Origin of the sequence: Catellatospora paridis, from assembly GCF_009720365.1 — a bacterium.
Lineage (GTDB): Bacteria > Actinomycetota > Actinomycetes > Mycobacteriales > Micromonosporaceae > Catellatospora > Catellatospora paridis.
Window position 1 is genome coordinate 490,429 of sequence record NZ_ML769315.1, and the last position, 25,650, is coordinate 516,078.

Below are 25,650 nucleotides of genomic sequence, written 5' to 3' on the forward strand. Positions count from 1 at the left end.
TCATGGCCGGGCACTTCTGCCTAGGAGCTGGGTAAGGGAGTGTCCTCACCTGAGCTGGCGGGGGCCGGTGTCGGGGCGGGGGGTGGCTTCGGTCAGCTCGCCGCGCGCGTGCAGGACGGAGACGCCCGCGGAGTGCACCAGGACCGGGTTCAGCACCAGGTGGCGCAGGCGCGCGGTGTCGGCGGCCAGCCGGCCGAGGCGGACCAGCAGCTGTGCCAGGGCCGACGCGTCGGCGGCGGCCAGCAGCGGGGCCGCCTTCGGCGCGCGGACCAGCGCGGCCGCGTCGGTGTCGGTGAGCGGCGCGGCCCGCCAGGCCCGGTCGCCGACCAGCTCGGGCACCGGCCCGGCCAGCCCGAATCCGACCACCGGCCCGAACGCCGGGTCGTCGACGATCTCGACCACGCAGGCCACGCCGGGCGACACCATCGGCTGCACCAGCACCTCCACGCCCACCCCGAACAGGCCCTCCAGATCGGCATAGGCGCGCCGGGCCTCCTCGGGCCCGCCGAGGTTGAGTCGCACTGCGCCCAGGTCGATCCGGTTCGGCCGGTCCGCGACCTTCAGCGCCACCGGGGCCGCGTACGCCGCCGTCGCCGCCGCGACGTCGTCCCCGCCGGCCGCCCGGGTGCTCGGCACGACGGTGACGCCGTACGCGTCGAGCAGGGCGTCGACCGTGGGCGCGAGCGGATCGGCACCGGGCGGCGCGGGCGGCAGCGTGCCAGGCGGCTCGCGCAGCCAGGCGGCGCGGCGGGTCACCTGGGCGAGCGCCCGCACCGCCTCCTCGATCGAGCGGTAGGACGGCACCCCGGCCGGCCCGCGCCCGGCGAGGAAACTGGCCAGCACCGGCTTGTCCGCCTCGTGCACCGCCTTGGCCAGCGCGTCGGCGTACGGGGCCAGCAGCGCCGTCTCCGCGCTCTGGTCGGCGGCGAGCGGGCCGGTGGGCAGCGGCGGCGCGACCACCACGATCACCGCGTCGGTGTCGTCGCTGTGCAGCGCGGCGTGCACCGCGGCGGCGAACTCGTCCGGCCCGGCGGCGGGGCCGACCGCGCCCGACCGGCCGACGCGCAGCCCGGCGGCCCGGATCTCGGCCGCGGCCAGCGCCGACAGCGCGAACGCGTTGCTCACGACGCCGATCCGGTCGCCGGTCGGCAACGGCTGGGCTGCCAGCAGCGTCGTCACGTCGAACAGCTCGCCGACGGTGCCGACCTCGATCACGCCCGAGTGCGCCCGCAGCGCCTGCATCGCGGCGTCGTCCAGGGCGGAGCCGCCATGGCCGGTGTGCCCGGCCAGCATCACGATCGGCCTGTGCCGCCCCGCGGTGCGCACGATGCGGGCGAACTTGCGCGGGTTGCCGAACGACTCCAGATACATCGCGACGACGTCGGTGTGCGGGTCCTCGGCCCAGAACTGCAGCAGATCGTTGCCGGACACGTCGGCGCGGCGGCCCGCGCTGACGAAGCCGCTCATGCCCAGCCCGCGGCGTTCGGCCTCGGCCAGCAGCAGCAGGCCCAGCGTGCCGGAGTGGCAGAACAGGCTCACCCGTCCCGGTCCGGGCAGCCGCGGCACGAGCGTGGCGTTGAGCCGTACCGCGTGGTCGGCGATGCCGAGGCTGCCGGGGCCGATCACCCGCATACCGGCGACCCGCGCAGCTCGCACCAGCTCCCGGCGCTGCGCGGGGTCCATCTCGGTGAGCACGAGCAGCCCGTGCACCCCGGCCGCGGCCGCGTCGGCCAGCACGTCCGGCAGCGCCGCGGACGGCGTGGCCACCACCGCGAGATCGATCGCGGATCCGGCCTCCTCCTCGCCACGATGTGCCAGCCCGGATCCCGGCGGACCGGCTGCGGCAGCCGCCCCCGCACCGTCGCCGCCGTCGGTGGGCGACGCCGTCACGGACGGAGCCAGGTCGGCGAGCGAGCGCAGTGGCCCGTCCGGGTGCACGTGGTGGATCGGCCCGGTGAAGCCTGAGGCACGCAGGTGGGCCAGCACGGCCGCGCCGACGCCGTGACCGGACGCGCTCGCACCGTAGACGGCCACGGCGCGCGGGCGCAGCAGCCGGGCCACCGAACGGGCCTCGGTGCGCTGCTCGCGGTCGGCCTGCACGGCGCGGGAGCGTTCGGTGGGCGCGACCGGGAAGGTCAGCGTCACCACACCGTCGGCGTAGCGCCGGGTCACCTCGTACCCGGCGTCGGTGAAGACCCGCAGCATGGCGCCGTTCTCTGGGAGCACCTCGGCGACGAAGCGGGTGATGCCCACCTGCGCGGCGGCCGCGGACAGGTGCTCCAGCAGCACCGAGCCCACGCCGCGGCCCTGGTAGGCGTCCTCGACCACGAATGCGACCTCGGCCTCGTGCGACTGCGCGCCGAGCCGCTCGTACCGGCCGACCGCGACCAGCCGCTCGCCCGCGGCGACCACGAACGCCTCCCGGTCGAGGTGGTCGACGTTGACGAACCGGTGCAGGTCGCGGGCGGGAATCCGGGGGTACGGGGAGAAGTAGCGCAGGTAGCGGGTGCGCTCGGAGAAGCGCGAGTGCATCGCCACCACCGCGTCGGCGTCCAGCGGCGTGATCTGTCGCAGGTGGACCGTAGTGCCGTCGGACAGCAGCACATCCGCGCCGGCCACGGCTCAGTCCCGCGGGTCGTGCGGGTCGAGCCCGTGCAGCGGGAAGACCGCGCGCCGCGCCGCCATGATCGCGCGGTCCAGCCGGTCGCCGTCCGACTCGGGCTGCCAGGGGGTGAACGTGACGTCTCCGCCGTCGGTGAGCGTGGTCGGGACGTCCCTGCCGGGCACGCGCGCGGCGGCGAACGCCCGCCACGACTCCGGCAGCGGGGTGGCCGGGTCCAGCGGCTCGCCGGTGACCATCGCCAGCAGGTGGGTCCAGGCCCGCGGCACCACCTCGACCAGGGCGTATCCGCCCCCGCCGGTGGCCACCAGCCGTCCTTCGCACAGCTCGTCGGCCAGCGCGCGCACGGCCAGCTGGGCCGCCCGCTGCCCGTCCACGGTCAGCCGCAGGTTCGCCAGCGGGTCCAGCCGGTGCGTGTCCGCCCCGGCCTGCAGCACGATGAGCTGCGGCCGGAACGCGCGCACCACCGACGGCACCACCGCGTGGAAAGCGCGCAGCCAGCCCGAATCGCCGGTGCCCGGCGGCAGCGGCACGTTCACCGCGCTGCCCTCGGCCTTCGGCCCGCCGGTCTCCTCGACGTACCCGGTGCCGGGGAACAGCGTCAGCGGGCCCTCGTGCAGGCTCACCGTGAGCACGCGCGGATCGTCGTAGAAGATCTCCTGCACGCCGTCGCCGTGGTGCACGTCGACGTCGACGTACGCGATCCGCTCCGCGCCCTGGGCGAGCAGGTCGGCGATGGCGACGGCCGGGTCGTCGTAGACGCAGAACCCGGCCGCGCGGGCCGGCATGGCGTGGTGCAGGCCGCCCGCCACGTTCACCGCGCGCTGCGCCCGGCCCGACCACACGGCCCGGGCCGCGGCCAGCGTCGCGCCGCAGACCAGCGCCGACGCCTCGTGCATGTGATCGAAGACCGGGTTGTCCGGGGTGTTGAGGCCGTACCCGCGGAAGAACGGGTCGTCCGGCGCGGCCCGCACCGCGTCCAGATAGTCCCGGCGGTGCACCCGCAGCAGCTCGGCCTCGGTGGCCGGCTCCGGCACGACCAGCTCCACCCCCGGCCGGTCGAGCACGCCCAGCTCGCGGGCCAGCGCCATGGTCAGCTCGACCCGCACCGGGTTCAGCGGATGGTCGCCCATGTCGTAGGCGAGCAGCGCATCGGTCCACACCACGGTCGCCGTCACGCCGCCTCCTCGCCGCGCCTGTCAGCGACACGGCGACCGGTCGGCACGGTTCGCCCGCTCATGCCCTCTCCTCGCTCCGCTCGTCGGCGGCATCGAAGATGTTCAAGATTCGCCCGCTCATGCGCGGCCGACCGGCCGGGACGGGTCGGTGATCCAGTGGCTCCAGGAGCCGACGTAGAGCGCGGCGTCGGTACGGCCCGCGGCGTGCAGGGCCAGCACGGTGTGCGCGGCGGTGACGCCGGAGCCGCAGTATGCCCCGACCCGCCCGTCGCCGAGGTCGGCGAACACGGCGGCGAGGTCGGCGCGCAGCGTGCCGTCGGCGGCGACCAGCTCGCCGTAGGGCAGGTTGCGGGCGCCCGGGATGTGCCCGGCCACCGCGTCGATCGGCTCGGTCTCACCCCGGAACCGTGGCGCGACGCGCGCGTCCAGCAGGACCCCGTCGGCGGCGAGCGCGGCCGCGCCGGCGGCGTCGAGCACCGGCATACCCCCCGGCACCACGGTCACGTCGCCCCGGATGACGTCGGTCGGCTTGTCGGTCACCTCACCACCGGCGGCGGTCCAGGCGGCGAAACCACCGTCGAGCACGCGCACGTCGGCGTGCCCGGCCCAGCGCAGCGTCCACCAGGCGCGGGCCGCGGCCATGCCGTCACCGGCGTCGTAGACGACGACCGGCCTGCCCTCGCGTACGCCCGCGGCGCGCAGCGCGCCCTCCAGCGCCTCCGGGTGCGGCAGCGGGTGGCGGCCACCCGCCCCGGGCGGCCCGCACAGGTCGCGGTCCAGGTCGACGAAGACCGCGTCCGGCAGGTGGCCGGCGTAGTAGTCGTCGCGGCCGGGCGGGCCGGACAGCCGCCACCGCACGTCCAGCACGGTCGTGGGCTGCCCGGAGCGGAGCCGGTCGGCCAGCTCCGCCACAGTGATCAGTGGAGTACGCACATTCGCCAGTCAACACCATCGGCGTCCGGGTGTCGTGGCGCACTGTCCCACCCTGCTGCGAGACTTCCGGCCATGACTTTCGCCGGTCGCATCAGCATGGTGACCTTGGGCGTCACCGACCTGTCCCGCTCCACCGCCTTCTACCAGAGGCTGGGCTGGCCGCTGTCCGCCCGCTCGCAGGACGGCATCAGCTTCTTCCGCACCGCGGGCGCTCTGCTGGCGCTGTATCCCAGCAGCGAGCTGGCCGCCGACGCGCTGCTGCCGGCGCAGGAGCCGGCCGGGTTCCGCAACGTCACCTGTGCCGTGAATCTGGCCACTGAGGCGGAGGTGGACGAGGCGCTCGCGACAGCCGTGACGGCCGGTGCGACACTGCTGAAACCCGCCCAGAAGGTGGAGTGGGGCGGCTATTCGGGCTACTTCGCCGATCCGGACGGACATGCCTGGGAGGTGGCATACAACCCGTTCTGGCCGCTCAACGACGCAGGCCTGCCCGAACTGCCATGAGCGGTGCGGCCACAGGTTGATCAACCGACATACGCCGACGGGTGTCGCTGCGGTGACACGCAATAGAATCGCAGCCAGCGACTTGGAGAGGACCCGTTCATGTCCGACCTCATTGACACCACCGAGATGTATCTGCGCACCATCCTCGAGCTCGAGGAGGAGGGCGTGCCGCCGCTGCGCGCCCGCATCGCCGAGCGCCTGCACCAGAGCGGCCCGACGGTCAGCCAGACCGTGGCCCGCATGGAGCGCGACGGTCTGCTGACCGTCGTGGAGACCGACCGCCATCTGCAGCTGTCCGAGGCCGGCCGGGCGCACGCCGTCGCCGTCATGCGCAAGCACCGCCTCGCCGAGCTGCTGCTGGTCAACGTCATCGGCATGCCCTACGAGGAGGCCCACGAAGAGGCCTGCCGGTGGGAGCACGTGATGAGCGACGCCGTGGAGAAGCGCGTCTACGACCTGCTCAACCGGCCGACCCGGTCGCCGTACGGCAACCCCATCCCCGGCCTGGACGCCCTCGACATCAAGCCCCGCGACACCGACGGCGGCGACACCCCCGAGCGCAACCTCGCCTTCCCCGGGCTCACCGGCCAGGTCGTGGTCCGCCGGATCTGTGAGAGCGTGCAGACCGACTCCGAGGTGCTGCGCCAGCTGCACGCCGCCGGCGTCGACCCGGGCGCGACGGTCACCGTCGCCCAGGAGCGCGACGGCGTCTCGATCGACCACGGCGGCGAGCCCGTCCGCCTGCCCCGCGAGGTGGCCTCGCGGGTGTTCGTCACTGCGACATTGGCGCCCGCCTCCGCGGGCGCGGCTGTTTAGCCGCGGGTGGGTCGAGCAGTCGTTCGTCAACCAGGTCCCGTCTGCGCTGCCGCGCGACGGGGCCTGGTCTGTTTCACCGCCGGTCAGACTCCGGCGCGGTCGATGTCCTTGGCCAGCTCGACGACGTCGGGCAGCAGGGCAGCCCCGTCGCCGCCCTCCGGCAGGGTGACCTTCAGCACCAGCAGGCGGGCGTTGCCGGCGAGCCAGCCGACCTCCACGTACGGCCCACGGCCCGTGGCGGCCGGTTTGAGCTGCGAGTAGGCCACCTTGCCCAGCGCCGGCACGGCTTTCGCGCCGTCGGGCAGCATCTTGTCCTTGAACACGGCGACGTCGGACTTGGTCGGGGTCACCGACACGCTCAGCTCCGGCAGCGCCGCCTCGGTCGGCCGGGCCACACACGTGCTGGTCTTCTCGTGGTTCGCCGCGCCGGCCACCGCCATCCGCACGTGCAGCCGCTGCTCGATGCCGGGGAAGTCCAGCAGCAGGCAGGCACCGGTCGGCGCGGGCGGGCTGGGCGACACGACCCGCGGCGACGCCTGCTCGGGCGGCTCGTGCGCGGACGCTCCGGCACCCGAGCAGCCTGCCAGCAGCGTTCCGCTCGCCACCAAGGCCATCACTGTCGTCCGCACCGGACCAAACTAGTCGCTGTCCGGGTACGCCGAAAGTCCGCTCACGTTCGAGTGCGGTGCCTAGCCTGATGCCATGACGGGAAAAGTGGTGCATTTCGAGCTCCCGGCCGACGACGTCGAACGGGCCCGGGCGTTCTACACCGACGCCTTCGGCTGGCAGCTCGACGCCATGCCGGAGTTCGACTACATCTGGGTGCGCACCGTCGCCACGGACGACCGCGGCAACCCGACCGAACCCGGCGCCATCAACGGCGGCATGACCCGGCGCGAGGCACCGGTGACCGGGCCGGTCATCACGGTCGAGGTCGAGGACATCGACACGGCGCTCGCCAAGATCGTCTCGTGTGGCGGCCGGGTGGTCCAGGAGCGCCGATCGGTCGGCACGATGGGTTTCACCGCGTACATCGCCGACAGCGAGGGCAACACGGTCGGGCTCTGGCAGAACGCGTGACGGGGGCGGGAGCGCCCGTCCCCGTCACGCGGCCGGGTCAGCCCACCTGCTCGATCTGGCCGCGGATCTGGACGAACTCGGCCTTGACCTCGTTCACGGTCTTGAAGTACCAGACCACCATGCCCAGGCTGCCCTTGTCGGCCCAGGCGCAGACGACGAGCGGCACCGCCTCGGCCTTGGCGCTGCCGCACTTCGCCTCGCCGCCGAGCGGGCCCGCGTCGACCGGGGCGATCCCGGTCGCGACGACACCCGAGGTGCCCATGCCGGCGAACGCGGCGTCCAGCTCCCGGCTGGGACTCGTGATGGGCGCCGCCGCGGCGAAGACCATCACGAGGTCCTGCTTGGCCTGGTCGCCGTAGAACGCCGCCACGGCGTTCGTCGACGACGGCAGCATCGTCTCGAAGCTGCCCTTCATGGTGTCCGTCAGCGCCTCGAGCTGCGGATCGGTGGACTTGGGCCGTCCGGCGAGCGACGCGGGGGCGACCACGGTGATGTCCTTGGCCGCGGCCTGCGCGCTGGCCGAGGCGAGCACGTCTCCGACGGTCTGCTCGAGCTGGTCGGCGGTGTCCTTGAGCAGGAACCAGCCGCCGATGCCGCCGCCGCAGCAGAGCAGCAGCACACCGAGCCCGATGCCGATCCAGAGGCCGGCCCGGGACTTCTTCGGGGCCGGCGGCACGGGCTGTCCCGGGTAGCCGGGCTGGGCGGGATACCCCGGCTGGGCGGGATATCCGGGCTGGGCGGGGTAACCGGGCTGCTGCGGGGGGCCGGGCTGCTCCGAGGGCGGGGGTGGATACGTCATGAAGGGCTCCTGGCGTTCGGGGTCAGCGCATCGTATCGGCGGACCCCGTCATCCGGGACCCTCGGTGTCCGGCTCCGGACGCCGAGTGGCGGGTGGCGGGCGCCGCGGGGCGGGAACCGGCTCCCCGGGCGCGCCCACCCCGTGCGGGGAGAAGATGGAGGCATGACCGCTATGCGACGCATCGGCAGCAACGGCCCCGAGGTCAGCGCCATCGGCCTCGGGTGCATGGGAATGAGCTTCGCCTACGGGCAGCGCGACGACGAGGGGTCGGCCGCGACGCTGCGGCGTGCCCTGGACATCGGGGTGACCCATTTCGACACCGCCGACATGTACGGCTTCGGCCACAACGAGGAGCTGATCGGCCGCACCATCGGCGACCGGCGCGACGAGTACGTGCTGGCCACCAAGTTCGCCAACCGCGGCGAGACCGACGCGCAGGGCAACCTGGTCCGGCGCTGGATCGACTCCTCGCCGCAGTGGGCCCGCCAGGCGGTGGAGGACTCGCTGCGCCGCCTGCGCACCGACCACATCGACCTGTACTACATGCACCGGCGCAGCCCGGACGTGCCGATCGAGGACACCGTCGCGGCCATGGCCGACTTCGTCAAGCAGGGCAAGGTCCGCTACCTGGGCCTGTCCGAGGTCAGCCCCGCGACGCTGCGGGCCGCCCACGCCGTGCACCCGATCTCCGCGGTGCAGATGGAGTACTCCCTGTTCACCCGCTTCGTCGAGGACGAGATGCTGGCGACCTGCCGCGAGCTCGGGGTGGGGCTGGTGGCGTACTCCCCGGTGGGTCGCGGCTGGCTCACCGGCAAGATCACCTCACCGGCGGATCTGGCCGACGACGACTTCCGTCGCTCCGTGCCGCGCTTCGCCGAGGAGAACTTCGCCCACAACATGGCCCTGGTGCAGGCCGTCCGCGAGGTCGCCGACGAGGTCGGCGTGACACCCGCCCAGGCCGCCCTGGCCTGGCTCCTGGCCCAGGGCGACGACGTCCTCCCGATCCCCGGCACCAAGCGCGTGCCCTACCTCGAGGAGAACATGGCCGCCGCCGATGTCGTGCTCACCGCCGACCAACTCCGCCGCCTCACCGAAGCGGTCCCACCCGGCGCCGTAGCCGGCGAACGCTACGCCCCCTCCGGCATGTCCACCGTCAACCTGTAGCGGCGAGCCTGGTGATCGCTGTCTCGTGTCAGGATCCGCAGCCTGACCCGACTTTCCGGCACGAAACAGCGATCACCGCCCGCCAACCGCCCGGCGACCTCGACCGCCGGGGGTGAACGGCGCGGCGGTCAGCCGGTGCGGGCCAGGCCCGCGACCGCCGCCAGCATCAGCACCACCCCGGCGGCCGCCGCCAAGGTGATCCGCTCGCCCAGCAGCCCGACCGCGATCAGCACGCCCGCCACCGGCTCCACCAGGGTCACCACTGCCGTCACCGTCGCCGGGACGACCGCCACCCCCGCGAAGAACAGCCGGTAGGCCAACGCCGTCGGCACCGCCCCGAGGTACAGCAGCCAGCCGATCGTGCCCGCGAGCCCGCCCGCCGACAGCGCGGCCGGACCGCCCACCGACGGCAGCAGCCCCTCCGCCACCGCGATCGGCAGCAGGCAGCCCGCCGCCATCGCGAAGGAGGCGACCGTGGCCCCGGACAGGTCGCCCCCGACGCGCCGCGAGTAGATCGTCACCACCGCGTACCCGGCCGCCGACAGCAGCCCGAACGCCACCCCGAGCACCGGCGCGGACCCGGCCTGCCCGCCGCCGCCCACCAGCAGCACCAGCCCCGCCAACCCCACCGCCACCGCGACAACCCGGCCCGCGGTCAGCGCCTCGCCGAGCACCCGACGAGCCGCGAGCGCGATCACCACGGGGCACGCGCCGAGCGTGACCACGGTGCCGACGGCCAGCCCGGCGTACGCGATCGAGCCGTAGTAGGCCGTCTGGTACACCGCCAGCCCGGCCCCGAGCACCAGCGCGTCACGCCATCGCGCGCCGAACCGCTCGCCGACGGCCAGGTGCAGGCCGGCCAGCATGGCGATGCCGACCACCAGCCGCCAGAAGGACACCGCCACCGGGCCCAGGCCACTGGTGCGGTAGAGGACCGCGGCGACCGCGCCGCCGGTGCCCCAGGCGGCCGCCGCGACCGCCACGTAGAACATGCCGCGCCCGTACGACGCGGACCGGCCCGCGCACGACGGCGCGAGCCCTGAAACGGACTCCATCTTCCCTTGTCTCCACTGCTCGATGGCCGACGATTCCGCGTACGCGGACGGGCCACCGGACGCGCGGCCGAGCCGTCACGTCAGTGGTGCTGCGCCGTCCGCCTCAGGCGACCGGCGGGGAGATGATCGAGTGAGCCATGGCCGCGATGCTAGCCGGGGAATTCGCGGGCCATCCAGCGAGTTGTCCGATGCGTGGGAATCCTGGAGGAGTACGAGCGCGGAAGGCTGTTCTTCGACTACGGCGACTACATCACGGCTGCCCAGATCCTGGGACCCGTGGTGGACGAGGCACCCGACGACGTGGCGCCCCGGCTGCTGCTGGCGCGCGCCTACTACCACTCGGCCCAGCTGCACAAGGCCGAGGAGCAGCTGCGCCGGGTGCTCGACCACGACCCTGCCGAGCACTACGCCCACCTCATGCTGGGCCGCTGCCTGCAGCGGCAGAGCCGCCACGACGAGGCCCGCCCGCACCTGCGCATCGCCGACGCGATGGGGGCCTGAGCCCCACGGACACGCGGCACCGGGGCTGGACGCCGTTGCCCTGTCCAGCCCGGGTGCCGCGGCCGAATCGTCGGCCGGGTCACTCGTGGTCGTAGAACTCGACCGTGATGCCGGTGCGCCGGACGGTCACCGTGGCATGGTCACCGAACGCCTCCAGCAGCACGTCATCGAACTCGCCGTCCCAGACGCCGTCCGCCAGCGCCCGGATTCGCTCATAGCGCTCCTGCTCATCGCCTTCGTACGGCAATTCGGCACGCGGGTACGTGCCTCGATTCGACAGGCACCGGCCGCCCAGGGTCGGATGCCGGCCGGAGTACTTGCCGACCCCCAGCACGCGCCAGTCGTCGCGCGCGGCATCCGAGGTCGTACGCGCCCAGAACGAGTGCGCGCCGAACACACACGTGTCGCCGTCGTTGAAGTACGGCGTGTACTGCTGCCAGCCGAACTCCACGACCGCGTCGTCGTCCAGCACCGCCGTCAGCAGCGGTCTCAGCTCCGACAGCGGGCGCTGCGGCACCCGGTCGCTCCTGGTGATCTCACCCTCGACCGGGATGCCCAGAAAACTGGTGTGGCTCAACGGTGGTCCTCTCCCAACAGCGTCGACAACGGCACCTCTTTGCGCTGCGCGCCCGACATCCACGGCTTGATCGCCATCCCGGCGATGTAATCGGCGGGCGAGGGCAGCCAGCCCAGGTCCTCCAGGACGTGCCGCTCCGCGATCAGCCGCACCGGGATGCGCTTGCGCCCGACCTGCAGCGTGTCGCCGAAAATGCGCTGGCACAGGTAGACGCCCGCGGTGTGGTGGTACATCGAGCGGTGCCGGACATCGCCGATGATCTGCTTCGAGGAGTCGATGAACTCCTCGATGGCCAGGTAGTCCTCCGGCTCGCCGCCCCACTTGCGGGCGGCCGACAGCGCGTGGTGCCACGAATTCATGGCGCGAAGGTTAGGCAGCTCCCCCGACAATTCTTGATCGATGTCAGGATGTCCTGATGGCGGGCGACAACGCGGTGCGCAGACTGGATCTCGGCTACTTCATCCGGCCCGCCGAGGAGGCCGGAGGTCCACATCCGAGGGTCGAGGCGGTCCTGGCGTACCTGGTGGACGGCGCGGACGGGCTCATTCTGTTCGACACCGGCCTGGGCCGGGGCGACGACGAGACCGAGGCCCACTACCGGCCGTTTCGCCGCCCGCTGCCGCAGGCGCTGGCCGACCATGGCGTACGCCTCGACGACATCGCCCTGGTCGTCAACTGCCACCTGCACTTCGACCACTGCGGCGGCAACCCGCTGCTGCCCGGCCGCCCCGTGTTCACCCAGCGCATCGAGCTGGCGACCGCGCGGGCCGGCGACTACACCTTCGACCACCTGGTCGACTTCCCCGGCGTCGACTACCAGGAACTCGACGGTGAGGCCGAGATCAGCCCCGGCGTGTGGATCGTCCCGACGCCCGGCCACACCGCCGGGCATCAAAGCCTGGTCGTACGCAGCCCCGACGGCGTGACGACGATCCTGGCCGGGCAGGCCTACGACCTCGCCACCGACTTCAGCTGCGCACACCTCGCCCGCCAGGCGGTGGCCGACGGTGCCGCCGCGCCACTCCCGCCCTACCACCCGTGGCTGGACCGCCTCGCCACCCTCGACCCGCAGCGTGTCCTGTTCGCGCACGACGCCGCGGCCTGGCTCGCCTGATCTCAGGATCCTTCGGCCCAGTATCGGTTCAGCCGCGCCACGGCCTCGTCCTTTGTCATCGCCGCAACCGCGGCCCCGGCCAGCCCGACGCGATGGATCAGCAGGTAGACGAGGTCCGCGGGCAGGGCTTCGGCCGGGACCTCGGGCTCGCCGCGATCGGGCTTGATGCCGTCCTGAACGCAGGTCCAGAACTCGATCTCGGTGACGTCGAGCTGGTCGCGGAGGATGTGGCTCCAAATGCCCGGCCCGTAGCTGGTCCGGTCGACGGGGTGGGAGATCCTGGTCCGGAGGATCCGGCCGTCCTTGAGGTGGAGTTCGTAGGTGACGTGGTGGGTGCCCGTCCGCCCACGGGCGTCGCGCACCCGGTCCCACTTCTCCACGTGGCAGAAACTCTCGTGCGCCTGCCTGGTCGGCTGCGGCCAGGTCATCGTCCGGCCCCGACGAGCCAATCGCGCAGCTGGCCGTCGTCACTGAGGCTCACCAGCTGCACCAGCCCCCAGTTGCCCGCGTGATTGGGCGCGTCGAGCAGGTGGTCCTGCCAGTCCTCGGCGTACTCGCGCAGGGCGAGGACCATCTCGTCCAGCGCCTCGTCGAACGTCGCTCCATCGGCCGCCACCGGCAGGCCGGGGATGAAGACCGACCAGCCGCCGTTCTCGGCGACGACCTGTGCCCGCGAAGGGCTGACCACGGCGAGGAAGTGCCGCAGGCGTTCGCGGTCGACGAATGCCGTCGTCCGGCTGTCCCGCCGCACCGTGGCGACCCGCCCCCGATCGGCGGCGTCGAGCAGATCCTTCAGATGTGTACGAGCGTCCGTGTAGCTGTCGTAGTGAACGGCCGACATGCCACCCTCCCTGTTCTCTGGTCCCAAGGTTGCCGGACACGGCCAAGTACGTCAAGTACTTAACGTACTTATGCCGGGCCTTCAGGTGAGAGCGACCGCCAGGACGTCGTTCAGGAGGGCCGCCGTGGTCGTCTCGGAGTTGCTGAGGATCACGACGCGGTGGTTCGAGGCCGGTACGCAGGCGGCGTAGGTGCGGAAGCCGCCGTTGCCGCCGGAGTGGTGGAACCAGGCCCGCCCGTCGACGGTCCCCACGACCCAGCCGTAGCCGTATCCGCTGGCCTCCGGGCGGCCACCGGTCGGGGCCTGCTCGGACAGCATCAGCCCGAGGTGGTGCTCGTCGAGCAGCCGCCCGGCCCGCAGCTCGTCGATCCAGCGGACCACGTCGCCGGTGGTGGACCAGAGGTCACCCGCGCCCATGCCGACGACGTCCAGCTCGTACGACGGCGTCGGCAGGCCGTCCTCGCCGAGGCCGCCGGCGAGGTCCGTTCGGTCTCCCGGCTCGCCCGCGAAGGTGTCCGCAAGCCCGAGCGGCGTGAAGATCTCCCGCTCCAGCAACTCCCGGTACGGCGTGTCCGCGGCCCGCTCCGCCACGTGCGCCAGCAGCACGTACCCGGGGCTGCTGTAGTGCCAGCCGCCACCGGGCGCGAACAGCGGCGGCACCTCGTGGAACGTCTTGAGCAGGTCGTCCAGCGGCACCCACCGGAACAGGTCGATCATCGGGTACTCGTCCCAGTGCCCCAGCCCTGACGAGTGCGCCAGCAGGTGGTGCAGCGTGATGTCCTGCCACGACGGCGGGCAGCCGCCGATCCACCGCCCGACGGGGTCGTCCAGGCGCAGCACACCGCGCTGGGCCTGTAGCAGCACGGCCGCGGCCGTGAACTGCTTGCTCACCGAGGCGAGCTGGAAACGGGTGCGCGCGCTGACGCCAGGGCTGGTGACGTCGGCGATCACGTCGTCGCCCTTCATGATCAGCACCGCGCCGGGGATCTCGGGGAGGGTCGGCATCCACCGACCCTACGACCGGCCGCCCATCCCGGCCGTCCCGGAAAACGGGGAACGGGACCGGGCCCAGGGCCCGATCCCGTTCTCTCGTCACGTCACCGGCGGCTTGCACCGCCGTGGGTGCTCAGCTGCAGCCGCTGGTGGAGCCGCAGCCCTCGCAGACGTAGCAGCTGCCCGCGGGGCGCATCTTGGTGCCGCAGGTGTAGCACAGCGGCGCGTCCGACGCCTTGCCCGTGATGGACTCCAGCACCTCGGTCGAGGAGCCGACCCGCACCGGGGCGGCCGGGACCACGGCCGACGAGACGACCGGGGCGGCCTGCGGCACCCACTCCACGCCCTCCTCCTCGGCCCGCAGCCGCGCGGCGCGCTCGGCGGCGGTGAAGACGCCCAGCTCGGCCCGCTGCTCGTAGGGCAGGAAGTCGAGCGCCAGGCGGCGGAAGATGTAGTCCATCACCGAGTTCGACAGGCGGATGTCCGGGTCGTCGGTCATGCCGGCGGGCTCGAACTTCATGTTCATGAACTTCTCGACGTACGTCTGCAGCGGCACGCCGTACTGCAGCGCGACGGAGACGGCGATCGAGAACGCGTCCATGACACCGGCCAGGGTCGAGCCCTGCTTGCCCAGCTTCAGGAAGACCTCACCGAGGCCGTCGTCGGGGTACGACGACGCGGTCAGGTAGCCCTCGGCCTCGCCGACCGTGAAGGACACCGTCTGCGACGGGCGCTTCTTCGGCAGGCGCTTGCGCACCGGGCGGTACTCGATGACCTTCTCCACGACGGGGGCGGACACCGGGGCGACGGCCGCGGCGGGCTCCTTCTCCTTCTTGGAGACCGACAGCGGCTGGCCGACCTTGCAGTTGTCCCGGTAGATGGCCAGGGCCTTGAGGCCCAGGCGCCAGCCGTCGAAGTACATCTGCTCGACCTCTTCGACCGTCGCCGACTCCGGCATGTTGACGGTCTTGCTGATCGCGCCGGAGATGAACGGCTGCACCGCGGCCATCATCAGCACGTGGCCCATGGGCGCGATCGAGCGCTCGCCCATCGCGCAGTCGAAGACGGCGTAGTGCTCCGGCTTGAGGCCGGGGGCGTCGACGACGTGGCCGTGCTCGGCGATGAACTCGGTGATCGCCTCGACCTGCTCCTCCTGGTAGCCCAGGTTGCGCAGGGCGCGCGGCACGGTCTGGTTGACGATCTGCATCGAGCCGCCGCCGACCAGCTTCTTGAACTTGACCAGCGCCAGGTCCGGCTCGACGCCGGTGGTGTCGCAGTCCATCATGAAGCCGATGGTGCCGGTGGGGGCGAGCACGCTGGCCTGGGAGTTGCGCCAGCCCTGCTTCTCACCGAGGGCGTTGCCGGCCTTCCACTGCTTCTGCGCCTCCTTGGCCACCAGGGTCGCGACGGCGCCCTGCGGCTTGAGGGCTTCCGCGGCGGCGGCGTGCTTGCGCATGACCCGCTGGTGCGGGGTGGCGTTGCGGGCGTAGCCGTCGTACGCGCCGACGACGCCGGCGAGCTCGGCCGAGCGCCGGTAGGCGACGCCGGTCATCAGCGCGGTGATCGCGCCGGACAGCTGGCGGCCGCCTTCGGAGTCGTACGGCAGGCCCGAGGCCATGAGCAGCGCGCCCAGGTTGGCGTAGCCGATGCCGAGCTGCCGGTAGGCCCGGGTGTTCTCGGTGATCTTCTGGGTCGGGAAGTCCGCGAAGCAGATGGAGATGTCCATCGCGGTGATCACGAACTCGACCGACTTCGAGAACCGCGCCACGTCGAACGAGCCGTCCGTGCCGAGGAACTTGAGCAGGTTCAGCGACGCCAGGTTGCAGGACGTGTCGTCCAGGTGCAGGTACTCCGAGCACGGGTTGCTGGCCGTGATGCGGCCGGTCTCCGAGCAGGTGTGCCAGTCGTTGATGGTGTCGTCGTACTGGATGCCGGGGTCGGCGCAGGCCCAGGCGGCCTCGGCCAGCTTGCGGAACAGGCCCTTGGCGTCGACGGTGTCGATGACCCGGCCGTCGAGGCGGCCCAGCAGGTCGAAGCTCTTGCCCTCCTCGACCGCGGACATGAACTCGTCGGACACGCGCACCGAGTTGTTGGCGTTCTGGTACTGCACGCTGACGATGTCGCGGCCGCCCAGGTCCATGTCGAAGCCCGCGTCCCGCAGCGCGCGGATCTTGTCCTCCTCGCGCGCCTTGGTCGCGATGAACTCCTCGATGTCCGGGTGGTCCACGTCGAGGATGACCATCTTGGCCGCGCGGCGGGTCGCGCCACCGGACTTGATGGTGCCGGCCGAGGCGTCGGCGCCGCGCATGAAGCTGACCGGGCCGGAGGCGGTGCCGCCGGAGGACAGCAGCTCCTTGCTGGCGCGGATGCGGGAGAGGTTGACGCCGGAACCGGAGCCGCCCTTGAAGATCAGGCCCTCTTCCTTGTACCAGTCCATGATGGAGTCGACCGAGTCGTCCACGGACAGGATGAAGCAGGCGCTGACCTGCTGCGGGCTGGCGGTGCCCACGTTGAACCAGACCGGCGAGTTGAAGCTGAACACCTGGTGCACCAGCATCCAGACCAGCTCGTGCTCGAACAGCTCGGCGTCGGCGGCGGTGGCGAAGTAGCCGTGCTTCTCACCGGCGGCCCGGTAGGTCTTGGCGACCCGGTCCACCAGCTGCTTCAGGCTCCACTCCCGCTCGGGGGTGTCCACCGCGCCGCGGAAGTACTTGGTCGTCACGATGTTGGTCGCGTTGACGCTCCAGAAGTCGGGGAACTCGACCCCCCGCTGCTCGAAGTTGATCGAGCCGTCGCGCCAGTTCGTCATCACGACGTCCCGGCGCTCCCAGGCGATCTCGTCGTACGGGTGGACGCCCTCGGTCGTCCACACCCGCTCGATCTTCAGACCTCCGGCGTTCGCCCGCGTGCGCTTCGCGCTCGCCGTGGCGTTCTCCCCCATCGTCAGCCCCCTCAGGTTTCTCTCTGAAACAACAATCAACTGCACGTTCTGATGCCGAGACTCAGCTCACGACGTGACCGGCGGGCATCGACCCGTCGGCCGCTTCCGCGGGGAGTTCGGCTGGCTCTTGCCCAGTCGCACGGGTTTTAACCGCGGCACGCAGTGCCTCGATCTCCCGGATGAAGTCCTCGGCGGACTGGAAGTCCTGGTACACGCTGGCGAAGCGCAGGTAGGCCACCTCGTCCAGGTCGCGCAGCGGCCCGAGGATGGCCAGCCCGACCTCCCCGCTGGGCACCTCCGCCGCCCCCCGCGCGCGGACCGCCTCCTCCACCCGCTGCGCCAGCAGCGCGATGGCGTCCTCGTCGACCGGGCGGCCCTGGCAGGCCTTGCGCACGCCGCCCATGATCTTCAAGCGGCTGAACGGCTCGGTCACCCCGCTCCGCTTGACCACGGCCAGCACCGACTCCTCGACCGTGGTGAACCGCTTGCCACATTCGGGGCAGTGCCGGCGGCGGCGGATGAGCTGGCCGTCGTCGGCCTCCCGGGAGTCCACCACGCGGGAGTCCGGGTGCCGGCAGTACGGGCATCGCATCGCTGTCACCTCCCACGTCCTCTGTCGTCTCGGGCGGCGTCCCGACCCGCATTCCGGGCACGGCACCGCCGGCGTCCGCGTCGTCGCGGGCGCCCGGGGGTGGGTGCGGATGCGGGGGTACGGCCATACCCCCAGATCGGGCTCTTACCCCAATCTATGGGTGGTCGGCTCGGTGCCACCACAAGATGTTGGGGTTGAACCTATGCCCCAACCGACGCGTAGGCAAGTTGAAACGCCCTTGCGAGTGGCGTGTCGCGGACAACAACACGCACCGTCACCCACTCGTGAAACATGCGTGACACCGTCGACAGAGTCGTACAGATGTTTGAAACTGACATCATGTCGCATTAGTGTGTCCGGTGAGAGTCGCTGTTCACTGTCACTATCCACCGGAGGTCCGACATGTCCCCCACTGAGCGAGCGTCCCGGCCCGGCCGGCCGCCCGCGGCGCCTGCCGGCGCGGGGCCTGTGCGCGCGGTCTCCGCGACCAGCGCCTCCCCCGCCGACCTTCAGTCAACCGACCTGAGCAGCCGCCAGAAGCGCATCCTCGCGGTCATCCGCGAGTGGGTGGAGCAGCACGGCTACCCGCCGACCGTGCGCGAGATCGGCGAGGCCGTCGGCCTGGTCTCCCCGTCCTCGGTCGCTTACCAGCTCAAGGAGCTGGAGCGGAAGGGCTTCCTGCGCCGCGACCCGTCGCGCCCGCGCGCGGTGGACGTGCGCACCCCGGTCGACCCCGACGAGGAGGCTGCCGCCCTGCTGGCCCGGCCCACCCCGGTATACGTGCCACTGCTCGGCCGCATCGCCGCCGGTGGGCCGATCCTGGCCGAGGAGTCGATCGAGGAGGTGCTGCCGCTGCCGCGCGAGCTGGTCGGGCAGGGCACGCTCTTCTCGCTCCAGGTCAAGGGCGACTCGATGATCGAGGCCGCGATCTGCGACGGCGACCTGGTCGTGGTGCGCCAGCAGCCCAACGCCGAGAACGGCGACATCGTCGCCGCGATGATCGACGGCGAGGCCACGGTCAAGGTCTACCGGCTGCGCGAGGGCCACGTCCTGCTGATGCCGCGCAACCCGGCATACGACCCGATCCCCGGCGACGCCGCGGTCATCCTCGGCAAGGTCGTCTTCGTGATGCGCCGCGTCTGAGCCACACGGCAGCGGCCCGCCCCCGACCGGGGACGGGCCGCTTTCCGCATGCGATCAGCGGTACTGCTGGTAGCCCTGCTGGTTCGGCTGTCCGCCGTCGGGGTGGTAGTAGGTCGGCTCGGGCTGGTAGCCGCCGTCACCGGGCACCTGGGCGCCGTACTGCTGGCCCTGGTACTGCTGGGGGCCGCCGTACTGCTGGCCGTAGCCGGGCTGGCCGTAGCCGGGGTCGTAGCCCTGCTGGCCGCCCTCGTAGCCGTTGCCCGCGTACACCTGCTGGCCGCCGTAGCCGGGGTCGTAGCCGCCCGGCTGGCCGCCGTACTGCTGACCGTGGCCCGGGTCGTAGCCGCCGCCCTGCTCGGCGTAGTAGCCGGACTGGTAGCCGCCCCCGCCGACGCCGACCGGCGCCAGCATCGTGGTGGCCGAGTTGTCGGCCGACTCCGGACCGTCCTCGCCGTCATCGCCCTTGCGGCCCCTGCGCTTGCGGCCCTTGACCACGCCGACCACGCCGAGCACCACCAGCAGCACGCCGACCACGCCGACCCCGGCCAGCGCCGTGTAGAGCTGGTCGATGTCGCTGAAGAGGCTGAGGTACCAGGCCTTGCCGGCCTTTTCGGGTCCCTTCGCCGGGGCCTGCTCGACGAACTCCTTCACCGACGGGGTGTAGCTCAGCAGCGTCGGCTTCTGCGGGTCCGCGATCGCGGTGCGGGTCTGCTCGGTCTCCGAGACGGTGAGGAACTTGCCGTCGGGCCCGTAGGCGATGGCCTCGCCGAACGGCTCCTCCGGCAGGTGCGTGACCCGCGGCTTGTCCTTGGTCAGCGCACCGACGATGTCGTCGCCCGTGATGTCCCACTCGAACGCGTCGGCGTAGGTGCGCAGCACGACCTTGGTGCCGTCGTCGTTCTTGGCGGCGCCGGTCACCTGGCGGCGGCCCAGGCCGCCCATCGGGTTGGCCGTCTCCGTGCGCGGCAGGGTGAGCGAGCCCAGCTCCTTCATCGGCGTCGGCTCACCGGCCTCGACCAGCGGGCCGGTGGGCGCGAAGAGGTAGGTCTTGCCCTCGGCCGCGGTGAAGTCCCAGTCCTTGGTGACCAGGATCGGCTCGCCCTTGCTGTCGATGATCAGCGCTTCGGAGTCGAACTTCTTGGCGGGGTAGGACAGCCGGTACGGGCCGCTCGGCTTCCCGTTGACGAACTTCCACAGCGCGACCCGCGGGCGCTCGTGGGTGACGGTGAAGTTCTCCTGGTTGATGTGCGAGTCGCCGGTGTCGGCGACCCAGATCGCACCGTCCGGACCGACCGCGACGTCCTCGGGGTCGAGCGCGCCGTCACCCTTGTACTTGTACGAATTCGTCACCTTGCAGGCGGCATTGAGCTTGAACAGCTTCATGTTCGCCTTGACGTCGTTGCTGTCGTTGATCGCGTAGTAGCCGGTGCCCACCGCGACCAGGCCCGAGAGTTCGGTCAGGCCGGGGGTGTTCGCCGTCGGGCCCGTGACGGTGCAGACCTTCGTGCCCGGCACGGCGTTCTGGGCCGCACCGCTCGGAGCCGGGCTGGGCGCGGCCCCCGCGGGGGCGCCGAGCAGCCCGACTCCGAGCGCGGCCGCGAAAAAGGCCGCACCTGTCTTCACCAGGAATCCCGTAAACCGCATCCGGACAGTTTGCCACGAGAGGGCTCTGTCACGTGTAACACGATTAATACGTCACGATGCGTCGGTAACCCAGTCACCATCTGTGATGGCATAAACGCCCAGCTCAGCGGCCAGCTCCCGATCCACACGGGCCCGGAGCTGGGTCCCGGCGGCGGTGTGTCCCGACGCCAGCACCTCACCCCTGCGGTGGACCTTCGCCACCAGATCGCCCCGGTCGTACGGGACGCAGGCGACCACCTCCACCGCAGGCACCGGCAGCCGCGACTCGATGATCTCGCGCAGCTCCTCGATGCCCTCACCGGTGCGGGCCGACACGAACACCGCGTCGGGCCACTCCCGCTTGAGCCGCAGCAGCATCTCCTGCGGCGCGGCGTCGGCCTTGTTGACCACCAGCAGCTCGGGCAGCCGGTCCGCGCCGACCTCGGCCAGCACCTCGCGCACCGCCCGCACCTGCTCCTCGGGGTCCGGGTGGGCCCCGTCGACCACGTGCACCACCAGGTCGGCGTAGCCGACCTCCTCCAGCGTGGAGCGGAACGCCTCGACCAGCTGGTGCGGCAGGTGCCGCACGAAACCGACCGTGTCCGACAGGGTGTACACCCGGCCGTCGCGCGCCTCGGTGCGGCGGGTCGCCGTGTCCAGGGTCGCGAACAGCGCGTCCTCGACCAGCACTCCGGCTCCGGTGAGCCGGTTGAGCAGGCTGGACTTGCCCGCGTTGGTGTACCCGGCGATGGCCACCGACGGCACCGTGTTGCGACGCCTTCCGGCCCGCTTGGTGTCGCGGATGACCCCCATCGCGGTGATCTCCCGCTTGAGCTTGGCGATCCGGGTGCGGATACGCCTGCGGTCGGTCTCCAGCTTCGTCTCACCGGGACCGCGCAGACCCACGCCGCCGCCCGCGCCGCCGCCGCGACCGGAACCACCGGTCTGCCGCGACAGGGCCTCGCCCCAGCCTCGCAGGCGCGGCACCAGGTACTGCAGCTGCGCCAGCTCGACCTGGGCCTTGCCCTCCTTGCTCTTGGCATGCTGGGCGAAGATGTCCAGGATCAGCGCGGTCCGGTCGACCACCTTGACCTTGATCTTCTGCTCCAGGTTGCGCAGCTGGCTCGGGGACAGTTCGCCGTCGCAGATCACGGTGTCCGCGCCGGTCGACTCCACCGCCGCCTTCAGCTCGTCCACCTTGCCGCGGCCGATGAATGTCGCGGCGTCAGGCTGGCTGCGCCGCTGGATCAGGCCTTCGAGCACCTGTGAGCCGGCGGTCTCCGCGAGCGCGGCGAGCTCCGCGAGGGAGTTCTCCGCGTCCACGACGGTGCCGGAGGTCCAGACGCCCACCAGCACCACCCGTTCCAGCCGCAGCTGCCGGTATTCGACCTCGGTGACGTCGGCGAGCTCGGTGGAGAGCCCGGCCACCCGGCGCAGCGAATGCCGCTCCGAGAGTTCAAGGTCACCGGTGGTCTCTTCGGCCACCAGGGTGTCGGGGAAAGTAGGCAAATCTGCTCCTTCGTCTCTCGATCCGTCGGCTTCAAGGTTGGCACGGAAGTACCCGGAGCGCACCTGTGTTACCCCATGCAGCGCGGCGAACGTTGTCAGAGTTACCGGGTGGTTCAGCAGGCGGTGGCGGAGCCTTGCCCACGGAGTGGGAAAATGAAACCGACTGACCTCATGAAAGGCGACAACGTGCCCACTACGCGTCTGCCCAGCGCCGGATACTCCATCACCGTACGCGTGGCGGTGATCGCCGACTCGTCGGCGATCGGCCGGCTAACCACCGCCGTCGGCGAGGCGGGCGCCATCGTCACCGCGGTCGACGTGGTCGACTCCGACCACCTGCGCGTCGTCGCCGACGTGACCTGCGACACCGCCGACAGCGCTCACGCCGACCAGGTCGTCAAGACCCTGGAGGCGATGGAGGGCGTCGAGGTCCGCAAGGTCTCCGACCGCACCTTCCTGCTCCACCTCGGCGGCAAGATCGAGGTCACCTCCAAGGTCAACCTGAAGACCCGTGACGAGCTGTCCCGGGCGTACACCCCCGGAGTGGCCCGGGTCTGCCAGGCCATCGCCGACAACCCCGAGGACGCCCGGCGGCTGACCATCAAGCGCAACACCGTCGCAGTGGTCACCGACGGCTCGGCCGTGCTCGGCCTGGGCAACCTCGGCCCGGCCGCCGCACTGCCGGTCATGGAGGGCAAGGCGGCCCTGTTCAAGCGCTTCGGCGGGGTCGACGCCTGGCCGGTCTGCCTGGACACCCAGGACACCGAGGAGATCATCAAGATCGTCAAGGCGATCGCCCCGGTCTACGGCGGCATCAACCTGGAGGACATCGCCGCGCCGCGCTGCTTCGAGATCGAGGCCCGGCTGCGGGAGATGCTCGACATCCCGGTCTTCCACGACGACCAGCACGGCACCGCGATCTGCGTGCTGGCCGCGCTGACCAACGCGCTGCGCGTGGTCGGCAAGAAGCTCGCCGACGTCAAGGTCGTCGTCTCCGGCGCGGGCGCCGCCGGGACCGCGATCATGAAGCTGCTGCTGCGGCAGGGCGTCGGCGACGTCATCGCGTACGACCGCCGCGGCGCACTGCACCGCGACATGGCCGGCCTCGGCCCGGACTGGCAGTGGCTGGTCGACAACACCAACAAGGAGAACTACTCCGGCGACCTGCCCGGCGCGATCGTCGGCGCCGACGTCTTCATCGGGGTCAGCGCGCCCAACCTGCTGGTCGGCGACGACATCGCCCGGATGGCCCCGAACGCGATCGTGTTCGCGCTGGCCAACCCCGACCCTGAGGTCGACCCGCGGGAGGCCCGCAAGCACGCCGCGGTGGTCGCCACCGGCCGCTCCGACCAGCCCAACCAGATCAACAATGTGCTGGCCTTCCCCGGTGTGTTCCGCGGCATGCTCGACGCGCAGGCCAAGGAGTTCACCGAGGAGATGGCGCTGGCCGCCGCCATGGCGATCGCCGACGTCGTCGGCGAGGAGAAGCTCAACCCGAGCGTCATCGTGCCCAGCGTCTTCGACGTCCGCGTCGCCCCCGCGGTCGCCGCGGCCGTCCGCGCCGTCGCCCAGCAGTCGACCACGTCGTCGGTCCTCGACTCCGACCCCGCCCCCATCCCGGAGGCGTGACCGCCTACATCCGCAACTCTTAAAGACGCGCGGCCTCCGAGACGATCGGAGGCCGCGCGTCTTAAGAGTTGCGGCAGGTGGGGCGGTCGGGTCGGCGGCGCGGCGCGTCAGGGGCGGGGGGCGAGGGCGGTGGGGTCGAGTTCGCCGGTGAAGGTGAGCACGGCGGGGCCGGCCAGCCAGGAGGTGCGGGCGTCGCGGGTGACCTCCAGGCGGCCGCCGGGCACGTCGACGGTCACCGTGCCGGTGTCGCGGCCACTGGTGTGCAGGGCGGCCACGCCGACGGCGGTCGCGCCGGTGCCGCAGGACATGGTCTCGCCGGAGCCGCGCTCGTAAACCCGCATGCGCCGGTGGTCCTCGGCGAGCTTGACCGAGAACTCCACGTTGACCCCGGCCGGGAACAGCGCCGGGTCGGTCTGCGGGGCGCGGGACAGGTCGACGGCCGCGGCCACGTCGGCGGGCACGTCGCAGACCAGGTGCGGGTTGCCCATGGAGATCGCCAGCCCGGGGTAGCTCACCCCGTCGATGACCGCGGTGGACGTGCCGAGCAGCGCGGGCGGGGCCATGTCGACCCGGACCAGGTCGCCCTCGACGTACGCGGTGCGCAGGCCGCCCCGGGTGGACAGCGGGATCTCGTCGCCCGCCAGCCCGGTGGTGTGCAGGTAGCGGGCGAAGACGCGGACACCGTTGCCGCACATCTCCGACAGCGAGCCGTCGGAGTTCCAGTAGTCCATGAAGTAGCGCGCGGCCGGATCGGTCGAGGGCTGTACCCGCAGCACGCCGTCGCCGCCGATGCCGAAGCGCCGGTCGCACAGGGCCGCGACGAGGGCGGGCGTCAGCTCGACGGTCCCTTCGAGGTCCTCGATGATCACGAAGTCGTTGCCGGTGCCGTGCCCCTTGGTGAACTTCACGGCGTCTCCCTCACCATCCGCAGCGCCTGGGCCACCAGGTCGGGGGCCGCGCCGTCGAGCCAGCGTACCGAGGGGTCGCGGCGCAGCCACGAGCGCTGGCGCCGGACGAAGCGCCGTGTCCCGGTGACGGTGTCGTCGTGGGCCTGCTGCTCGGTGCACCTACCGTCAAGGTACGCCAGGACCTGCTGGTAGCCGAGCGCCCGCGACGCTGTCAGGCTGCCCGCCAGTCCGTGCGGCAGCAGGCCCCGCACCTCGTCGACCAGCCCGTCGGCCCACATCTTGCCCACCCGCTGCTCGACCCGCACGTCCAGGTCCGCGCGGTCCACCGCGAGCTGGCGCACCGGGTACACCGGCACCGGGTCGGGCAGCGAGGCGGTGAACGGCTGCCCGGTGAGCTCGATCACCTCCAGCGCCCGTACGATCCGGCGGCCGTTGCTGGGCAGGATCTTGTCGGCCGCGACCGGGTCGGCCGCGCGCAGCCGCTCGTGCAGCGGGCCGGGGCCCACCTCGGCCAGTTCCGCCTCCAGCCGGGCGCGCACGTCGGGGTCCGTGCCCGGGAAGGAGAAGTCCTCCAGCACCGCCCGCTGGTAGAGCCCGGACCCGCCGACCAGCAGTGCCACCCGGCCACGGCGCTGGATGTCGTCGATCGCCGCGCGGGCCAGGCGCTGGTACTCCGCGACGCTGGCGGGCTCGGTGACCGGCCAGATGTCGAGCAGGTGGTGCGGCACGCCCTCGCGCTCGGCGACGGTGAGCTTGGCGGTGCCGATGTCCATGCCGCGGTAGAACTGCATGGAGTCGCAATTGACGACCTCACCGCCTAGGGTGTGGGCCAGGGCGAGGGACAGCGCCGACTTTCCCGCGGCGGTGGGACCGACTACCGCGATCACCGTTGCGTCCGTTTTCGCACCTGTCTCGTTCACCCGCACGGGACAACCGTAATCGGATCGTGCCCTGCACTGCGGGGCGGAGCAGGTGCGGTGTCGGCGCGGACCCCGTAAGGTCACCTTGTCCTGGGCGCGCGCCGCGCGTCCAGCCGGACCTGTGACAATGCTGAAGGAGAGACGAACTACTCTCCCCGGTACAACGGGTCAACTGCGCTGTGGCGGCGACCTCGCACGTGATGGCGAGGT

At 71.8% G+C, this 25,650-nt stretch carries 25 protein-coding genes; 8 read left to right on the plus strand and 17 right to left on the minus strand.

Translation table 11 applies throughout. From position 1 onward, the window contains the following. Positions 1-45 precede the first annotated feature (45 nt). The 3 genes from F9C41_RS15075 to F9C41_RS15085 all read right to left on the minus strand — a co-directional run bounded on the left by F9C41_RS15075 (position 46) and on the right by F9C41_RS15085 (position 4,740). A complete protein-coding gene (locus F9C41_RS15075) occupies positions 46-2,619 on the minus strand; it encodes a GNAT family N-acetyltransferase (RefSeq protein ID WP_230689613.1) in 2,574 nt (857 codons plus the stop codon). Positions 2,620-2,622: 3 nt separating this feature from the next. After that, positions 2,623-3,753 carry an acetoin utilization protein AcuC gene (locus tag F9C41_RS15080; protein ID WP_155387533.1) on the minus strand — a complete coding sequence of 377 codons (1,131 nt, stop codon included), beginning with the start codon at positions 3,751-3,753 and terminating at the stop codon, positions 2,623-2,625. Positions 3,754-3,915: 162 nt separating this feature from the next. Further along, positions 3,916-4,740 (minus strand): sulfurtransferase, encoded by an 825-nt coding sequence (locus F9C41_RS15085; RefSeq protein ID WP_155387387.1) that lies wholly within the window; start codon positions 4,738-4,740, stop codon positions 3,916-3,918. Positions 4,741-4,803: 63 nt separating this feature from the next. Here F9C41_RS15085 and F9C41_RS15090 point away from each other — a divergent pair, with 63 nt between their 5' ends. Together F9C41_RS15090 and F9C41_RS15095 are read left to right on the plus strand one after the other, a co-directional pair. Then, the gene (locus F9C41_RS15090; RefSeq protein WP_155387388.1) at positions 4,804-5,235 is read left to right on the plus strand and encodes a VOC family protein; all 432 of its coding nucleotides are present in this window, start codon (positions 4,804-4,806) and stop codon (positions 5,233-5,235) included. Positions 5,236-5,334: 99 nt separating this feature from the next. Then, the gene (locus F9C41_RS15095; RefSeq protein ID WP_155387389.1) at positions 5,335-6,051 is read left to right on the plus strand and encodes a metal-dependent transcriptional regulator; all 717 of its coding nucleotides are present in this window, start codon (positions 5,335-5,337) and stop codon (positions 6,049-6,051) included. An 83-nt stretch (positions 6,052-6,134) separates the two neighbouring features. Here F9C41_RS15095 and F9C41_RS15100 read toward each other — a convergent pair whose 3' ends face one another. Then, a complete protein-coding gene (locus tag F9C41_RS15100; protein ID WP_155387390.1) occupies positions 6,135-6,680 on the minus strand; it encodes a hypothetical protein in 546 nt (181 codons plus the stop codon). A gap of 73 nt (positions 6,681-6,753) precedes the next feature. Between F9C41_RS15100 and F9C41_RS15105 the strand changes: the two genes are divergently transcribed. Then, a complete protein-coding gene (locus tag F9C41_RS15105) occupies positions 6,754-7,131 on the plus strand; it encodes a VOC family protein (RefSeq protein WP_155387391.1) in 378 nt (125 codons plus the stop codon). Positions 7,132-7,168: 37 nt separating this feature from the next. On the opposite strand, the gene F9C41_RS15110 is transcribed toward F9C41_RS15105, so the two are convergent. Next, positions 7,169-7,930 (minus strand): hypothetical protein, encoded by a 762-nt coding sequence (locus F9C41_RS15110; protein ID WP_155387392.1) that lies wholly within the window; start codon positions 7,928-7,930, stop codon positions 7,169-7,171. 162 nt (positions 7,931-8,092) lie between these two features. Here F9C41_RS15110 and F9C41_RS15115 point away from each other — a divergent pair, with 162 nt between their 5' ends. Next, a complete protein-coding gene (locus F9C41_RS15115) occupies positions 8,093-9,094 on the plus strand; it encodes an aldo/keto reductase (protein ID WP_196279773.1) in 1,002 nt (333 codons plus the stop codon). A 128-nt stretch (positions 9,095-9,222) separates the two neighbouring features. On the opposite strand, the gene F9C41_RS15120 is transcribed toward F9C41_RS15115, so the two are convergent. Continuing rightward, positions 9,223-10,149 (minus strand): DMT family transporter, encoded by a 927-nt coding sequence (locus F9C41_RS15120; RefSeq protein ID WP_155387393.1) that lies wholly within the window; start codon positions 10,147-10,149, stop codon positions 9,223-9,225. Positions 10,150-10,341: 192 nt separating this feature from the next. Between F9C41_RS15120 and F9C41_RS15125 the strand changes: the two genes are divergently transcribed. Continuing rightward, positions 10,342-10,650, plus strand: a complete 309-nt coding sequence (locus tag F9C41_RS15125) for a tetratricopeptide repeat protein (RefSeq protein WP_120318619.1) — start codon at positions 10,342-10,344, stop codon at positions 10,648-10,650. 79 nt (positions 10,651-10,729) lie between these two features. Here the strand turns inward: F9C41_RS15125 and F9C41_RS15130 are convergent, their stop codons facing one another. Together F9C41_RS15130 and F9C41_RS15135 are read right to left on the minus strand one after the other, a co-directional pair. After that, entirely contained in the window at positions 10,730-11,227 is a 498-nt protein-coding gene (locus tag F9C41_RS15130; protein WP_155387394.1) for a hypothetical protein, read from the minus strand. Further along, entirely contained in the window at positions 11,224-11,586 is a 363-nt protein-coding gene (locus F9C41_RS15135; protein ID WP_155387395.1) for a DUF6915 family protein, read from the minus strand. Before F9C41_RS15135 ends, F9C41_RS15130 begins: the two co-directional genes overlap by 4 nt. 56 nt (positions 11,587-11,642) lie before the next feature. Here F9C41_RS15135 and F9C41_RS15140 point away from each other — a divergent pair, with 56 nt between their 5' ends. Further along, positions 11,643-12,341, plus strand: coding sequence for an N-acyl homoserine lactonase family protein (locus F9C41_RS15140; protein ID WP_155387396.1), 699 nt, complete (start codon positions 11,643-11,645; stop codon positions 12,339-12,341). A 2-nt stretch (positions 12,342-12,343) separates the two neighbouring features. On the opposite strand, the gene F9C41_RS15145 is transcribed toward F9C41_RS15140, so the two are convergent. The 5 genes from F9C41_RS15145 to nrdR all read right to left on the minus strand — a co-directional run bounded on the left by F9C41_RS15145 (position 12,344) and on the right by nrdR (position 17,708). Beyond that, entirely contained in the window at positions 12,344-12,769 is a 426-nt protein-coding gene (locus F9C41_RS15145) for a cytotoxic translational repressor of toxin-antitoxin stability system (RefSeq protein WP_155387397.1), read from the minus strand. After that, a complete protein-coding gene (locus F9C41_RS15150) occupies positions 12,766-13,182 on the minus strand; it encodes a type II toxin-antitoxin system HicB family antitoxin (RefSeq protein WP_155387398.1) in 417 nt (138 codons plus the stop codon). Before F9C41_RS15150 ends, F9C41_RS15145 begins: the two co-directional genes overlap by 4 nt. A gap of 81 nt (positions 13,183-13,263) precedes the next feature. Next, positions 13,264-14,187 carry a serine hydrolase domain-containing protein gene (locus tag F9C41_RS15155; RefSeq protein ID WP_155387399.1) on the minus strand — a complete coding sequence of 308 codons (924 nt, stop codon included), beginning with the start codon at positions 14,185-14,187 and terminating at the stop codon, positions 13,264-13,266. Between the two features lie 121 nt (positions 14,188-14,308). Next, positions 14,309-17,116 (minus strand): vitamin B12-dependent ribonucleotide reductase, encoded by a 2,808-nt coding sequence (locus tag F9C41_RS15160; RefSeq protein ID WP_155387400.1) that lies wholly within the window; start codon positions 17,114-17,116, stop codon positions 14,309-14,311. Positions 17,117-17,177: 61 nt separating this feature from the next. Then, complete coding sequence (gene nrdR, locus F9C41_RS15165) at positions 17,178-17,708, minus strand: transcriptional regulator NrdR (RefSeq protein WP_196279774.1); 531 nt, start codon at positions 17,706-17,708, stop codon at positions 17,178-17,180. 402 nt (positions 17,709-18,110) lie between these two features. Here nrdR and lexA point away from each other — a divergent pair, with 402 nt between their 5' ends. After that, a complete protein-coding gene (gene lexA / locus F9C41_RS15170) occupies positions 18,111-18,851 on the plus strand; it encodes a transcriptional repressor LexA (protein WP_155387401.1) in 741 nt (246 codons plus the stop codon). 54 nt (positions 18,852-18,905) lie between these two features. Here the strand turns inward: lexA and F9C41_RS15175 are convergent, their stop codons facing one another. Continuing rightward, positions 18,906-20,474, minus strand: a complete 1,569-nt coding sequence (locus F9C41_RS15175; protein WP_196279775.1) for a hypothetical protein — start codon at positions 20,472-20,474, stop codon at positions 18,906-18,908. Between the two features lie 72 nt (positions 20,475-20,546). Further along, positions 20,547-21,983, minus strand: coding sequence for a GTPase HflX (gene hflX / locus F9C41_RS15180; protein ID WP_155387403.1), 1,437 nt, complete (start codon positions 21,981-21,983; stop codon positions 20,547-20,549). 186 nt (positions 21,984-22,169) lie between these two features. On the opposite strand from hflX, the gene F9C41_RS15185 reads away from it, so the two are divergent. Beyond that, positions 22,170-23,612 carry an NAD-dependent malic enzyme gene (locus F9C41_RS15185; protein ID WP_155387404.1) on the plus strand — a complete coding sequence of 481 codons (1,443 nt, stop codon included), beginning with the start codon at positions 22,170-22,172 and terminating at the stop codon, positions 23,610-23,612. Between the two features lie 107 nt (positions 23,613-23,719). Here F9C41_RS15185 and dapF read toward each other — a convergent pair whose 3' ends face one another. Both dapF and miaA read right to left on the minus strand, forming a co-directional pair. Next, positions 23,720-24,520: a diaminopimelate epimerase gene (dapF, locus tag F9C41_RS15190; RefSeq protein ID WP_155387405.1), complete on the minus strand. Its 801-nt coding sequence runs from the start codon at positions 24,518-24,520 to the stop codon at positions 23,720-23,722. After that, positions 24,517-25,446: a tRNA (adenosine(37)-N6)-dimethylallyltransferase MiaA gene (gene miaA / locus F9C41_RS15195; protein WP_230689614.1), complete on the minus strand. Its 930-nt coding sequence runs from the start codon at positions 25,444-25,446 to the stop codon at positions 24,517-24,519. Before miaA ends, dapF begins: the two co-directional genes overlap by 4 nt. Positions 25,447-25,650 lie beyond the last annotated feature (204 nt).

Bases quoted from the DNA above. Each gene is read 5' to 3' on its own strand.
- F9C41_RS15080 (WP_155387533.1), bottom strand. From the start codon at position 3,753: ATGGGCGACCATCCGCTGAACCCGGTGCGGGTCGAGCTGACCATGGCG.
- F9C41_RS15090 (WP_155387388.1), top strand. From the start codon at position 4,804: ATGACTTTCGCCGGTCGCATCAGCATGGTGACCTTGGGCGTCACCGAC.
- F9C41_RS15095 (WP_155387389.1), top strand. From the start codon at position 5,335: ATGTCCGACCTCATTGACACCACCGAGATGTATCTGCGCACCATCCTC.
- F9C41_RS15105 (WP_155387391.1), top strand. From the start codon at position 6,754: ATGACGGGAAAAGTGGTGCATTTCGAGCTCCCGGCCGACGACGTCGAA.
- F9C41_RS15110 (WP_155387392.1), bottom strand. From the start codon at position 7,930: ATGACGTATCCACCCCCGCCCTCGGAGCAGCCCGGCCCCCCGCAGCAG.
- F9C41_RS15115 (WP_196279773.1), top strand. From the start codon at position 8,093: ATGACCGCTATGCGACGCATCGGCAGCAACGGCCCCGAGGTCAGCGCC.
- F9C41_RS15120 (WP_155387393.1), bottom strand. From the start codon at position 10,149: ATGGAGTCCGTTTCAGGGCTCGCGCCGTCGTGCGCGGGCCGGTCCGCG.
- F9C41_RS15135 (WP_155387395.1), bottom strand. From the start codon at position 11,586: ATGAATTCGTGGCACCACGCGCTGTCGGCCGCCCGCAAGTGGGGCGGC.
- F9C41_RS15140 (WP_155387396.1), top strand. From the start codon at position 11,643: ATGGCGGGCGACAACGCGGTGCGCAGACTGGATCTCGGCTACTTCATC.
- F9C41_RS15145 (WP_155387397.1), bottom strand. From the start codon at position 12,769: ATGACCTGGCCGCAGCCGACCAGGCAGGCGCACGAGAGTTTCTGCCAC.
- F9C41_RS15150 (WP_155387398.1), bottom strand. From the start codon at position 13,182: ATGTCGGCCGTTCACTACGACAGCTACACGGACGCTCGTACACATCTG.
- F9C41_RS15155 (WP_155387399.1), bottom strand. From the start codon at position 14,187: ATGCCGACCCTCCCCGAGATCCCCGGCGCGGTGCTGATCATGAAGGGC.
- F9C41_RS15160 (WP_155387400.1), bottom strand. From the start codon at position 17,116: ATGGGGGAGAACGCCACGGCGAGCGCGAAGCGCACGCGGGCGAACGCC.
- nrdR (WP_196279774.1), bottom strand. From the start codon at position 17,708: ATGCGATGCCCGTACTGCCGGCACCCGGACTCCCGCGTGGTGGACTCC.
- lexA (WP_155387401.1), top strand. From the start codon at position 18,111: ATGTCCCCCACTGAGCGAGCGTCCCGGCCCGGCCGGCCGCCCGCGGCG.